A 14,200-nucleotide genomic window follows, 5' to 3' on the forward strand; every position below is an offset into this window, starting at 1 on the left:
ATAGTTGAGGGATAGTCAATACAGATATTTACGTACCGATGCCCGGAGTTTCCGGGACATCAAGGAGCGTATTTCAGACCGCTGACTATTCCTGATCCTGTGAAAAATTCAGAACGTTCACCAGAAACCTATCTGATCACACGCTGGCAGCAGTTTTGTGCAGGGGATAAAAGTGCGTTCGGTGAGCTCACCGAGCTGAATTATGCCGCGCTTTATCACTACGGTACCCGCTTCACGCCCGACCGTGACCTGATCAAGGATTGTTTGCAGGACCTCTTTCTCGAAATCTGGGAAAAACGCGAAACACTTTCCTACATCGCGGCTATCAAACCCTACCTCTTCCAATCGCTGCGGAACAACCTCATCCGCCGCATCCGCAGGCAGTCGGTTTTCTCCGACATTCACGACGACGACGTACAGGACGACCTTTCCCCCGAATCCGACTGGATCATTCAGGAAACGGACCAGCTCACGAGCCATCGCCTGAAACAAGCCATCGACGCATTGCCTAAACGCCAGAAAGAAGCCCTCTACCTCAAATACTACGAAAACCTGTCTTACGAAGAGATCGCGACCGTAATGGGGCTGCAACGGCAGGCTGTGGCCAATTACCTGCAATACGGTATTCAAAAATTGCGCGAATACTGGCAGCATGCCACCATTTTCCTCGCCTTGTGCTCCGAAATTGCGTGGCACTGAAAAATTTCTGAAATTTTTTTGAAACCCGTGGGTACTATTTGCTAGCTCGCTACTCATCGTATCAAAGCAAATAGTTAAAGAAAATCCATGAATAATTATAGTCATTTCCAGGTAAAGGATTGGCTCGATGATCCGGCATTCCAGCGTTGGGTTTATCATGGCGAGCAGGATGCATTTTGGAAAGAATTCATCCCAAATCATCCGGGCCAGCAAGCCAATATCGAGCAGGCCCGCGAACTATTGCTGGCCATTCGCGGCGAGCTCGACGCCCTGCCCGATTCGGAAGTGAAGCTGCGCGTGAGCGAAATCCTGAACGCTATTCCGGACGAGCAACGGCGCGCATTGCCCTGGTGGAAAAGTAATTGGCTCAAAATGGCGGCCATGCTGTTGCTTGCATTAGGGATCGTGACCGCATTATTCAGGGAAAAAGAAAACCTTCGGAACCTGCAAACTTTCGTGGCCGGGCTCGGAGACGGCGATAAGCCCCAGCTATCGGAAATTTACAATGAAACCAATGCCATACAGCTCGTTAACCTGCCCGACGGGAGCTCTGTGATCCTTAAAAAGCACGCGCGGATCAGCTACCCCGCGGCCTTTGCCCCCGATCGACGGGAGGTTACGCTGCGCGGGGAGGCGTTTTTCGAAGTAGTGAAAAACCCCGAACAGCCGTTTTTCGTGTACGCAGGCTCGATGGTTACCAAAGTCAAAGGCACAAGTTTCAGTATCAAGGCCAACGACGATGACGACGATGTGGAGCTGGTCGTGAAAACGGGTGTTGTGGAAGTGTCTGCGCTGGAAAGCGAAGGGAAAAAGGAGGTTCGCGCGGGTAAGAAATTGATTTTGAAACCGAACGAGCAGGTTACTTTCAATCGCAAAAGCTTGAATATGGTTACTAAAACGGTGCAGAAGCCGGTACTGCTTAACTTGCCGGCCGAAAGCCAGAATTTCGAATTCAGACGAACTCCGCTGGCCGAAGTATTTGCCGAGCTGGAAAAAACGTACGGCATCCGCATTCAGGTTGACGCACGCGCCATTGCGCATTGCACGCTCACGGCGAGGCTCGGGGACGAACCCGTGCACGAAAAGCTCGACCTGATTTGCGCGGTCGTGAACGCGCGGTACGAAACGCAAGGCAATGCGGTTATTGTCGCCTCGGACGGCTGCGAATAGCATTACTTAACCTTTTTATTTATGGGAAAACATTACAAAGCGATCATTTGGCAGATCATGAAAATCAGCATTGTCCCGTGTGTGCTCTGGATGCTCTGTGTGCAGCTCTCGCTGGCAAAGGACCTGCGCGCACAGGAAATTTTAAGTCAGCGTATATCGATATCCGTTATTGATATGAATATGGAGAAAGTGCTGGAAAAAATAGAAGGCCAGACGAAGGTCCGTTTCATTTACAGCGCCGAGGTAATCCATGCCGAGCGGAAAGTGACACTCGATTACCAGAACCAGCGGCTCGACACCGTGCTCGAAACGCTGCTCGGCCCGCTGGGCATCGAATACAAGGTTTCCAAAAAGACCATTCTCCTGCGGAAAGCGGCAGAGAAAAAGACGTCTTTGAAAACAGAACCCTATGAAAACGTTATCCCGAGGGCACAGGCTGATCGCGACATTACAGGCAAGGTGCTCGACGAAAAGGGCGAACCGATTCCCGGCGCGAGTGTGGTGGTGAAGGGGACAACCGTGGGGACTTCCACCAATATCGAAGGTATTTACCAGCTTTCGGTGCCGGAGGATAAGGACATTGTCATATTCAGCTTTGTCGGGTATATCAGCCAGGAAATCAGCATTGGCAATGCCGCGAGCCTGGACGTTACTTTGAAAGTCGACGAAAAAGCTTTGCAGGAAGTGGTCGTCGTGGGTTTTGGCGAGCAGAAAAAGGTATCAGTGACCGGCTCGGTATCGTCGGTCACGTCGGAAGTATTGCAGCAGAGTTCATCAGCAAGCTTGGCCAATTCTTTGTCGGGACGCTTACCGGGCCTGACCTCCATTCAATCGGGTGGGGGCCAGCCGGGACGCGATGACGCGACGATGTACCTTCGCGGCGCAGCTACCACCAATGGCCGCAGCCCGCTGATCCTGATTGACGGTGTGCCCCGCGACAACATCCGTACGCTCGACGCCAACGAGGTTGCCTCCGTTTCCATTCTGAAAGATGCTTCGGCGACAGCCGTTTTCGGGGTAAGGGGCGCCAACGGGGTGATCCTGATCACCACCAAACGCGGCACAGCGGGTAAGAACGAGCTGACGATCAATGCCGAGCAAAGCTATTCGTCCTTCACACGCGAGCCCGAACGCCTGCATTCGCTCGAATACATGGCCCTGCGCAATGAGGCCTCCAAAAACGACGGCATTACGCCGCTCCCTTTTTCCGAAGAAACAATGGCCAAATATGCCAATCCGCTGGCTGGCCTCGATCCGAACGACCCGGAATATGCCAAAAAAGCGATGCTCCGGCAATATATGTACCCGGATCACGATTATTACCGCGAGTACATCCGGCGCTATTCCCCGCAGACGCGTGTGAACATGAACGTGACGGGCGGTACCGACAAGGTCTCTTATTTTGTAAATGGCGGCTATCTGCACCAGGGCGGTAACCTCAACACTGAGCCGAAATCGGTGCTCGGCTATGACCCCGCCGCCAAAATGGACCGTTATAACTTCCGCGCGAACCTCGATTACAAGGTCACCAATTCATTGAAGTCGTTCCTGAATATAGGGAGCTATATCGAACAGGTGAATATGCCCTCGGCCTGGCTCTATGGTAACGACACCGGCTGGATGATGAGCGACCTTATTTACCAGGCGCAAACGATATTGCCCATTACGCCCGGTCCCACGACCATCGACGGCTTTGGCGTAGCGCCGGGGCAGATCGTCGACCCGGGTTACATGGACCGTTCCGCATTCGAGATCATGAACCGCATGGGCTCGCGCAACGAAGTCCGCTCGAACCTGAATGCGTCGTTTGGTGCCGAATGGGACCTTAGCAATGTAGTTACAAAGGGTTTGAGCCTGAAAGGAATGCTTTCATATGATTCAAAGGCTACCACGGCCATGCAGGGTAAAAAATCCGAAAGGCTTTACCTGGCCGAGGTGGATATGGCGAAGGACCAGCTAAGCTATGCCGTGAAACGTTCCGATGAATCGCTGCTGACGCTTACAAAAGGCGCCGATTCGCGGTATAACATTAATATACAAGGCTCCATCAACTATGCCAGGGCTTTTGGCAAACATGATGTGACGGGCATGATCCTCGGCCAGCGCGACACCTGGGAATCGACCGGTGGCGAAATTCCGTTCAATGTGCTGGGCGTTGCAGCCAGGGCTACTTACGGCTACGACGAGCGCTATCTGGCGGAGGTCAATATGGGCTACAACGGCTCCGAACAGTTTGCGCCGGGGCATCGGTACGGCTTTTTCCCCGCGTTTTCGGCCGGCTGGATCATTAGCAACGAGAATTTTCTGAAAAACAACCGTTACATCACCAATCTGAAATTGCGGGCTTCCTATGGTAAGGTAGGAAATGACAAAATGGGCAGCGCCCGGTTCCTTTACCAAAGCAACATCACGCTGGGCGGGGACGGGCCGTTGGGAAGCCTGGGTTTGGGGCAGACGATCAACCAGGGCTTGCTCGGGAACCCGAACATCACCTGGGAAATCGCCAAAAAGCAGAACTACGGCCTCGATTTGCAGATTTTACGCGATCTCAACCTTTCGGTGGATGTATTCAAAGAACGCCGCAGCAACATCCTGATCTCGCGCGGAACGGTGCCCGAATTCCAGGGGGTACCGCTGGGTAATATCCCGAAGGTGAATATGGGATTGGTGGATAACAAAGGTTTTGAACTGGAATTGTCGTACAACAAGGCGTTTTCGAAGGATTTTAAGATCATGATATCCGGGAACTACGGCTACAATCATAATACCGTGAAGTTCCTCGACGAATCGGCGCGGGACGAAACTTATGCCTACCGCTACCGTTCTACCGGCTTTTCGCTCAACCAGTCGTGGGGCTATAAAATCGATTACAGCAATGGGAATGGGTATTTCAATTCAAAGGAAGAGCTGGATAGCTATCTCAAAACCACCACTTATGGTTTCGGCGAACCAAGGATAGGCGATTTCAAATACATGGACCTGAACAAGGATGGCGTGATCAACGACAAAGACCAGGCGCCGATCGGCTATTCCAACATCCCGCGCGTGATTTACGGCCTCTCGCTCACTTTCGAATACAAGGGCTTCGATCTTACGACATTTTTTCAGGGCGTAGGCAAGTATTCGAGCAATTATCAGCAGCAAGGTGTGTATGAGTACATTATCCGCGGGACCTATTTTGATTACCACAAAACAGCCTGGACACCCGAACGGTATGCAGCCGGTGAGAAGATCACCTATCCGGCGCTCAGCACGCATAGCAATACCAACCATAATGCGAACGACTTTTTCATCATGAACCGCTCGTTCACACGCCTGAAAAACCTGGTGCTGGGTTACACATTGCCCGCAGGCTCGTTGAAGGCGGTGGGCGTGAGCAAAATGCGGGTGTATGTGAGCGCACAGAACTACTTCACCTGGGCGCATTTGAAAATGAGCCACCTCGATCCCGAGAACGATGCTTCGCTGGGTTATCCGGTTGCCAAAATGGCCAATTTCGGTTTGAACATCACTTTCTAATAGCGCCGCAATATGAAAATGAGAGCTTTACGATATGCATTGATACTGGCGATGCTTACAGTCACTTCCTGCAAGGACGTGCTCGACATGGCCCCGGACGGCAAGCTGACAATGGACGAGATTTTTGCCGATAACGATAAAACCGGCGCATTCCTGAACAGCTGCTATGCCAATATTCCTGTTAAAGGCACGCGTTACTTCTTTTGGAGCCGCGGGCCGGTGAATTGGAGCGACGAATCGTGGGATACCGACGCGGAGGCCGAATCGTGGATCATGTCGGGAAGGATGTATAACGGCGATGCTTCCGCCGGCAACCATCCGATCACCAACATCAGTTCCGACGCCGGTAATGGCGACTACTGGGCCCGCTATTGGAGCGCGATCCGCAATTGCACGTTGTTCATCAGCCGCATCGACAAGGCCACAGTCCGCAACCCGGCCGACCGCGCCCGCTGGAAAGCGGAGGCGCATTTGCTCAGGGCCTATTATTATTCCGAACTGCTGAAATGGTTTGGTGCCGTGCTGCCGATCGAGCGCGAGCCTTATGACTTTCAGCAGGACTTTTCGAATGTCACGAAAGCCGGTTATTACGAGGTGGTCAAGTTCATCATGGAAGATTGCGATGTGGCACTGGCCACTGCCGAGCTGCCCTGGCGTATTACGACCGACAGCGAAGGCGGCCGGGTGAACAAGGCGCTGGCGGAGGCGATCAAATCCAAAATGATCCTTTTCGCGGCCAGCCCGCTCAACAATGCCGGCAAAGACTACTGGCAGGAGGCGTATCAGGTGAACAAGGCTTCGCTCGAAAACCTGAGGACAAACGGGTACGAGCTGTATAATAAGGTGAATCTGCCGCAAACCTATTTGTCGGACGTAGCATTCCTCGGGCCCGACAAGAACGAGAAAACGGCGCTTTACAACGAGTATTTTACCCAAACGATGAAGTACGCGCCGAATCCGGTGGATCGGGAAACGATTTTCCAGAGCCGGGAGAATCAGGGAAATATCTGGAATATCGACGGTATAGGCTCACAGGACGGCTACAAATCGGGCACATGTCCCACGCAGGAGCTCGTAGATGCCTACGAAACCATCGACGGCCAGCCGGTACTCGACCTGGACAAACCTTACCTCGACGACCAGCATTTACAGCCGAATTATAATGCGGTCAACAAAACCTACGACCCGAGAAACCCTTACGAGAAACGCGATCCGCGCTTTTATGCTTCCATTTATTACAACGGTTCGAAAAGAAAGGCCATGTGGAACTTTGCCGAATCGCCGGAATCGTTCGAAAACTACCCTGCACCGATCGGTAACCGTGCCCGCGTGATCGCTACCTACAAAAACGAGCCGCAAACGGGCATTCACCCGAGCACGCGCAAGGCCACGCGCACCGGCTATTACGAGCGGAAGTTTCTCCATCCGAATTCCGGCGGGGATAATCCGATTGCCGGGGCCAACTGGAAGCTGTTCCGTCTGGGCGAGGTGATCCTCAATTTTGCCGAAGCAGCCGCGGAGGCCGGACAATTGGCAGATGCCGCCAAGGCCGTGAACGAGATCCGCGTTCGCGCCGGAATGCCCGCATTGCCTGCCTCGCTTTCGAAAGCAGATCTGATCAAACGCATTCGCGCTGAAAGGCGCGTGGAGCTGGCCATGGAGGAAAACCGGTATTTCGATCTGAGGCGCTGGTCGAAACCGACCGATGATCTATCGCAGACGGACCGGTGGGTAACGGCTATGGAAATCACCCGTAATGCCGACGGCTCCTTCACGTACGCCCGCAGGCCCGTGCGCACGACCGAGCGTAAGAACTACACCAACAAATTCCTGTGGGTACCCATTCCGCTGAATGAGGCGAACCGCCTCCGCTCCATTACCGGGGCCGATTGGCAGAATGCAGGTTGGTAATCAATGGTTTCAAAGATTAGATCTTCAAGGATATGATACATTTTATCAAATCGAGAATAATAGTGGTGCTGGCTTGCCTGCTGGCCGGTATGCAGCTGCATGCGCAGGAGACGACGGGGACGGTGGCCGGCACGGTGCTGAACGAACTGGGCCAGCCGCTTGCGGGCGTGACCATCCTTTCTGAAAATGGGAAAAACGGAACGTCTACTAATATCAAAGGCGAATTTACGATGACGGTGGATGATGGCAGCCGTGCGCTGGTGTTCTCACTTTATGGCTACGGTAACGAGAAAGTGGCACTTTCTGACAAGCAGGAAATGGACGTGCGCTTGAAATGGGACGCTCATTTCAAAGACGAGGTGGTACAGCTCGGCTACACGTCCCAACTGCACAGCGAGCTCTCGGGCGCGGTATCGACGGTGAAAGGAGAGGAGCTGGAAAAATCGCCCGTCGCGAACCTGACACAAACTTTGGCGGGCCGGCTTTCGGGACTTACAACCCATGAAGGTTTTTCCGAGCTTTCCCGTGCGGCTACGAGTTTGTATGTGCGCGGCCTTCCGGCTGCCCGTACGAATGGTCCGCTGGTGATTATCGACGGGATTATTAATGCCTATAACAGTAACCAGACACTGGAATACATTACTGCCAATGAAATCGAATCCATTACGGTGTTGAAAGATGCATCCACGCAGGCATTGTATGGTATTCAGGGAGCCGGTGGTCTCCTGGTTATCACGACCAAACGCGGCAGGAGGGGCCCTTTGCAAATCAAAACACGCTTCGACCAGTCCATGCAGCAGGTTACTACAAAGCCCGCCTTTTACAATGCGGCCGAATATGCCGAAATGCGTAACCAGGCCGCATTGAACGATGGTTTGGGGCCGAATTACCTGTTCAGCCAACAGCAGATAGAAGGCTACCGCTCGGGGCAGAACCGCGATTTATACCCTAACAACAACTGGTACGACCGCTATCTCAAAAACTTCGCGGCTATGCAGCGTGCGAGCGTGAATGTGACGGGTGGGAATGATAAGGTGCAGTTTTTCTCGAACATCAACTTCATGCACCAGGGCGGCTATTTCAAAACCGATCAGCCTCGCTATGACCCTAACGCGAACAATATCTGGGTCAACTACCGGTCGAATATCGATATGAGCCTGAACCGTTACCTGAAAGCGTTCATCCGCCTCGCCGGTAATGTGAAGCGGGAGCGCACACCCGGTGGTGCGGGCAATGCGGAGGTGTATAGTAGTATTTTCCAGATCCCGCCCACTATGTATGGGCCGGTGACGCCGGAGGTAGTCAACTCATCCGGGGAAGTACTCGATGCCGGTGGGAAAGTGATTACAACCGAGCGCGTGGAGTCTCCGACCTACGGCATGCTCAACCGCACAGGATATACGAGGCACACTGTCACGAATATCGTGTCGCAGTTTGGTTTAGACCTCGATATGGGTTTCCTCACCAAAGGCCTCAACCTGACGGGCACCATGGCTTACCAGACCAATTCGGTGGGTAGCCTTTCTACCAAACAGGATTATGAACGCTGGGTACAGGCCAGCGATTCGGCATTGACATTTACCAAAAAAGGTGCCCAAAACAATACGCCGCTGGCCTATTCCAAATCGCATTCTTATTATTATCACCTTACCTACAATATCGCGATGAATTACAAGCGCGATTTCGGGCGGCACCGGGTGGGAGGAATGGCCTACATCTTTTACCAGAACCTGACGAAAGCGGATAATTCGTCGCCAGGCCTGTTGCCTTACAACCGTGTGAGTTCGGGATTTGAGGTGTCATACGGGTTCGATAACCGCTATCTGGTGAAGCTTGATTTGGGCTATTCGGGCTCAGAGCAGTATGCGCGGAACGTGCGCTACACCAGCACACCGGCGGTTTCGGCTGCCTGGGTGGTGTCTAACGAGCCGTTTTTGAAACATAATACATTCCTGACCAACCTGAAACTCCGCGCCTCCTACGGTAAAACCGCCAACGACCAAAGCGGGCTGATGCGCTTCGCTTACCTGGATAATGTGACCGTTAAGGGCGGCGGACCGATCGGTTCCCTGCAATATCTGGTGGAGGAAGGGCAGGTAGGTAATCCGAATATCCGTGCGGAGGTTTCCAAAAAGCAGAATTATGGTGTTGATTTCGGGTTGCTGAACGCATTCTCGGTTTCGGTGGATGTGTTCAGGGAGCGAATGGACAATATGGTGGTGGGCGCGCTGTCGACGATCCCGCTTTATCAGGGCATTCCTTTGGAGAATTATCCCAAAATCAATGCAGGGGTTTTCGAGAACAAGGGCGTGGACATCAATGTGGGTTATGCCAAAAAGTTTACCAGAGACCTTTCAGTGCACGCGGGTCTGATGCTGAGTTATGCGAAAAACAAGGTCATCAGCTGGAACGAGGCGCGCAAAACAGAGGACTACGCTTACCGTAAATGGGAAGAGGGCTATGCATTCGGGCAGGCATTTGGTTACCGGGTGGATTACAGCAACGGAAACGGCTTTTTTAATTCACAACAAGAAATCGATAACAGCAAGCTTGCGTACAGTTTCGGGACACCTCGCCCCGGTGATTTGAAATACCAGGACCTCAATGCCGACGGCAAGATCGACGAGCGCGACAAGGCACCGGTTGGTACCGGAGTTTTGCCCAGTGTGATCTACGGCATTTCAGCCGGCATTACCTATAAAAACTTTGATCTGAGCTTGCTGTTCCAGGGGGTGGGTAATTACTCCACCATGTACGGCGGGACTGGCGTTTTCGAAACCGACTATGACGGTGTGTTCGGCTCCCTTCACCGCAATGCGTGGACGCCCGAACGATATGCAGCGGGAGAGAAGATTACCTCGCCCGCCCTATCGCTGGCGCGGACGGTGAACCATGAGGCAAGTGATTACTACCTGTACGACCGCTCGTATGTGCGACTGAAAAATGTAGAGCTTTCATACACATTGCCGCTTTCGATATCCAAACTGATCCGGGCGGACAAACTGCGGGTACTGGTCAGCGGGCAAAACCTCATTACCTGGGACAAGATGAAATCCGGCGATTTTGGTCCCGAAGGAACCGGTTATCTGGCCTTTCCTGTGTACCGGGTTTACAATGCAGGTATCAGTGTGACTTTCTAAATCAGGTTTTGGATATGAAAAAATATAAACTATTTCTGCTGTCATCGGCCATTGCCGGCCTGCTGGCTGCCTGCAACGAGGAACTCGACCTGCCCACCGACGGCCGCATTACCATGGACCAGGTTTTCAGCGATTATAACCGGACGCGCGGCTATCTCAATTCGTGCTATGGCTCGGTTCCGAAACCCTACATGGACCGTGCCTCGTTCACCGACGAGGCCCAGGATGCCGATGATATTACACCCGGCTCGCGCTACATCGTGTGGTACGGAGGCAATGTAACGTCCAATACCTATGCCCAGAACTCCGCCGACAGCAGCCCATGGGGCGATTTGTACGAGGGGATCCGCAAATGCAATGTATTCATCGAAAATATCAAAACAGCTCCCGTGTATGCGAGCGAGGGGGAGAAGAATGCCTGGACGGCGCAGGCACATACGCTGCGGGCATTGTATTACCTGCAACTCATCAAACGCTACGGCGGCGTCCCGATCTTTGACAAGCCGCTGGGCATCGACCACGATTTTTCGACCGACAAACGTGCGAAATTTTCGGAAGTAGTCACATTCATTTTGTCGGATTGTGACAAAGCAATGTCGTATCCCGCCACGCGTGACGGACTGCCATGGGAGATTTATGACAATCAATATGGAATCATGACGCGCGCCGTGGCATATGCGGTCAAAAGTCAGGCCGTTACCTATGCCGCTTCACCGCTCTGGAGCGACGGAACCTACACCTGGGCGAAGGCTACGGAGATCAATGCGGAAGCGTTGTCGCAATGCCTGGCCAATGGTTACCGGCTGTTTGACGAGAAACCGGCTGCCAATATCGCGCAGAATGCCTATGCGCTGTTTTTCTTCACCAGTTCCAATGACCAGCGCGCTACCGATAAAGAAACCATTTACCATGTAGGTGATAAAATGCAGGTGTGGCGCTATGCGGGTATGCCCACGAACGCGGGCATGGAACGCACAGGCCCGTGCCCGACCCAGGACCTGGTGGACGCCTACGAAATGGCCAACGGCGAAGCGCCCATCACGGGCTATTCCGACGATAGCCGGACAATTCCCGTAATCAATGCGAAATCAGGGTATAAAGAAGACGACCCTTATGCGGGCCGCGACCCGCGGTTTTATGCTTCTATTTATTACAATGGTGCTGTCCGTAACCTGGATCAGCCCGGCGGGAAGAAAGTGGAGACCTTCGTGGGCGGTGCCGAGGAGATTTCAGACATTAATCGGAAGCATACCCGTACCGGCTATTATTTGAGGAAATTCAACAACTTCCGCTCGGGCAGGGACAATGACGCCGACGGGGCGGTGCGTTTGCTAAGGCTCGCGGAATTGTATCTGAATTTTGCGGAATCGGCCTACCAGTCGGCCGGTCCGGACGTGGCCGTGAAGGCAGGCAGCTTCTCGATGTCGGCGCGGGACGCCGTGAACGCGGTGCGATCGCGTGCCGGAATGCCGGGTTTCCCGGCAGGCATGAGCAAGGAGGCATTTGAAAAGAAATACCGCAACGAGCGCCGCATTGAGCTGGCATTTGAAGAACATCGCTTCTTCGACGTTCGCCGCTGGAAAATTCTCGATCAGACCGACCGCTTCGTGACCGGCATGCGCATTACCAAAAGCGGTTCCAACTTTGTTTACAAGCGCTTCAAATTCCAGAACCGCAATGCATTCTCGGATAAGTACCTCATGTACCCGATCGACCAGAGCGAGGTAGACAAGATCATTGGTCTTTCAGGCTCTGACTGGCAGAACCCGGGCTGGCTGGATTGAAAGAGCCGTCGGCGGTCGGCGGTCAGCTGTCGACCGATGGCCACAAAACCAGGCGTCACAGTAATGTCTCAGACGTTCATCAAAAGGCTTACATCAATGCAAAAACACATAACGCTATATTTCATCATTATTCTTGCAGCCATGACCCGTACCATGCAAGCACAGCCGCTTGCTGGTACGGACGATCTTGGGCGGACATTACCGCAAAACGACGCAGTGGGTGATCCCAAAGCCAACCGGCAGGTAGGGATGTTCTATTTTCTATGGCATGATGTGGCTCCGGCCCAAGCCTGGGACCTCAGCGAAATCGTTTCCAAACACCCCGAAGTACTCGAAGACTTCGATCATCCCAACTGGGGCGGCGATCCGAAGAATAACGTGGGTATGTATTATTGGGGACAGCCCATTTACGGATACTACAAAGCGGATGATTACTGGGTACATCTCCGCAGCATTCAGTTGCTCACGGACGCGGGCGTGGATTTCCTCGTGATCGATGCTACCAACCGGCTTACCTATCCCAAGCAGGCCGACGTGCTGATGAAAGCCATGGACGCTGTGCGGGCGCAGGGGCGTAATGCACCCAAAATTGTGTTTTATACCAATACACAATCCGGTGAAACGATGCAGGAGGCTTATGATATGTTTTACAAAGAGGGCGCTCCCTACCGGCACCCCGACTGCTGGTACCTGCTCGACGGCAAACCGCTGATCATCGGCATTACCAGTGAGGCCAAAGGCAAGAATTTCGAGCCCTTTTTTACTTTCCGTGAGTCGCAATGGCCAACCGAGAAGCAGAAGGTAAATGGCTGGCCGTGGATTTCATTCACGCGTCCGCAGAAGGTCCATTATAATGCGAAAGGGGAAGGGGAGATCATTAACATTTCCGTGGCCCAGCATCCGAATCCGACAGCCGGGATGGGTGGTTCCGCATTTTATGGCAATATGGATAACTGGGGCCGCAGCTACCGCAACGGCTCGCATGGCGATCCTAAAAAGGATATTGCCTATGGCTATAATGTGCAGGAACAATGGGATTACGCTATCAAGCAAAATACCCCATTTATTTATGTCACAGGTTGGAACGAGTGGATCGCCGGCAAATTCCCGAGCCACGACAAGAACCCGGAGCACTCTTGGTTCTGCGACCAGGCCAGTCCGGAATACAGTCGCGATATTGAACCCTCGCTGACGGCTGGGTTGAAAGACCACTATTACATGCAGCTTGTGAGTAACGTCCGCCGTTACAAAGGCGTGGAAGCCAATCCTTCACCCGGTCCGGCGAGAACCATCAAAACGCTCGATGACTGGAAAGATGTAACGCTAACCTACCGCGATTATACCGGCGACACGCAGGCGCGTAACCATCCGGGCGCGCAGACCGAGCCCGCACACACGTACGTGAACAAAACCGGCCGAAATGATTTCGATCAGCTGAAAGTGGCGCACGATGCTAAAAACCTCTATTTCTATGCTCAAACTGTCGCCGAAATAACGCCCAACTCCGGTGACAACTGGATGCGCCTCTACCTGGATACCGACCGTAAGTCCAATACCGGCTGGAAAGGCTATGATTATCGTGTTGTGGCGGGCAATACTTTGCAACAGTATCGGGCGGGCAACTGGCACGATGTGAAGAAGGTTACCTATCAGGTGCAGGGCAACCGCATGATGGTAACCGTTCCACGGAGCTATCTCGCGAATTTGAAAATGCCTTTAAATATGGAATTCAAATGGTCGGATAATATGCAGGAGGATGGCAACCCGCTCGACTGGTATGTGAACGGGGATGCCGCGCCGGGTGGACGATTCAATTTCATTGTAAATCAATAAACATTCCAACAAGGTGCAGCGCACCGCAAGAATTGTAGAAATGAACAGTCCAATAAGGTGCAGCGCACCGCAAGAATTGTAGAAATAAACAGTCCAATAAGGTGCAGCGCACCGCAAGAATTGTAGAAATGAACAGTCCAATAA

7 protein-coding genes are annotated in these 14,200 nt (G+C 52.9%); all 7 read left to right on the forward strand.

Annotation, left to right across the window (positions count from 1 at the left end; all coding sequences use genetic code 11):
• Nucleotides 1-99 precede the first annotated feature (99 nt).
• The 7 genes from J7619_RS22375 to J7619_RS22405 all read left to right on the forward strand — a co-directional run bounded on the left by J7619_RS22375 (nucleotide 100) and on the right by J7619_RS22405 (nucleotide 14,056).
• Entirely contained in the window at nucleotides 100-699 is a 600-nt protein-coding gene (locus J7619_RS22375; protein ID WP_291203940.1) for an RNA polymerase sigma factor, read from the forward strand.
• A gap of 87 nt (nucleotides 700-786) precedes the next feature.
• Entirely contained in the window at nucleotides 787-1,869 is a 1,083-nt protein-coding gene (locus J7619_RS22380; RefSeq protein ID WP_291203942.1) for a FecR family protein, read from the forward strand.
• 21 nt (nucleotides 1,870-1,890) lie between these two features.
• Nucleotides 1,891-5,388, forward strand: coding sequence for a TonB-dependent receptor (locus J7619_RS22385; protein WP_291203945.1), 3,498 nt, complete (start codon nucleotides 1,891-1,893; stop codon nucleotides 5,386-5,388).
• A 12-nt stretch (nucleotides 5,389-5,400) separates the two neighbouring features.
• Nucleotides 5,401-7,299: a RagB/SusD family nutrient uptake outer membrane protein gene (locus J7619_RS22390; RefSeq protein ID WP_291203948.1), complete on the forward strand. Its 1,899-nt coding sequence runs from the start codon at nucleotides 5,401-5,403 to the stop codon at nucleotides 7,297-7,299.
• 32 nt (nucleotides 7,300-7,331) lie between these two features.
• Nucleotides 7,332-10,439 carry a SusC/RagA family TonB-linked outer membrane protein gene (locus J7619_RS22395; RefSeq protein ID WP_291203950.1) on the forward strand — a complete coding sequence of 1,036 codons (3,108 nt, stop codon included), beginning with the start codon at nucleotides 7,332-7,334 and terminating at the stop codon, nucleotides 10,437-10,439.
• Between the two features lie 14 nt (nucleotides 10,440-10,453).
• On the forward strand, nucleotides 10,454-12,223 hold the full coding sequence (locus J7619_RS22400; RefSeq protein WP_291203953.1) for a RagB/SusD family nutrient uptake outer membrane protein: 1,770 nt from the start codon (nucleotides 10,454-10,456) through the stop codon (nucleotides 12,221-12,223).
• 96 nt (nucleotides 12,224-12,319) lie between these two features.
• Nucleotides 12,320-14,056: a hypothetical protein gene (locus J7619_RS22405; protein ID WP_291203956.1), complete on the forward strand. Its 1,737-nt coding sequence runs from the start codon at nucleotides 12,320-12,322 to the stop codon at nucleotides 14,054-14,056.
• The last annotated feature ends 144 nt before the right edge of the window (nucleotides 14,057-14,200 follow it).

This window comes from Dyadobacter sp. (genome assembly GCF_017744695.1).
In the GTDB taxonomy this organism is placed as follows: Bacteria; Bacteroidota; Bacteroidia; order Cytophagales; family Spirosomataceae; genus Dyadobacter.

Excerpts from the sequence above, each read along its gene's own strand:
- J7619_RS22380 (WP_291203942.1), top strand. The coding sequence starts at position 787 with ATGAATAATTATAGTCATTTCCAGGTAAAGGATTGGCTCGATGATCCG.
- J7619_RS22400 (WP_291203953.1), top strand. The coding sequence starts at position 10,454 with ATGAAAAAATATAAACTATTTCTGCTGTCATCGGCCATTGCCGGCCTG.
- J7619_RS22385 (WP_291203945.1), top strand. The coding sequence starts at position 1,891 with ATGGGAAAACATTACAAAGCGATCATTTGGCAGATCATGAAAATCAGC.
- J7619_RS22405 (WP_291203956.1), top strand. The coding sequence starts at position 12,320 with ATGCAAAAACACATAACGCTATATTTCATCATTATTCTTGCAGCCATG.
- J7619_RS22390 (WP_291203948.1), top strand. The coding sequence starts at position 5,401 with ATGAAAATGAGAGCTTTACGATATGCATTGATACTGGCGATGCTTACA.
- J7619_RS22395 (WP_291203950.1), top strand. The coding sequence starts at position 7,332 with ATGATACATTTTATCAAATCGAGAATAATAGTGGTGCTGGCTTGCCTG.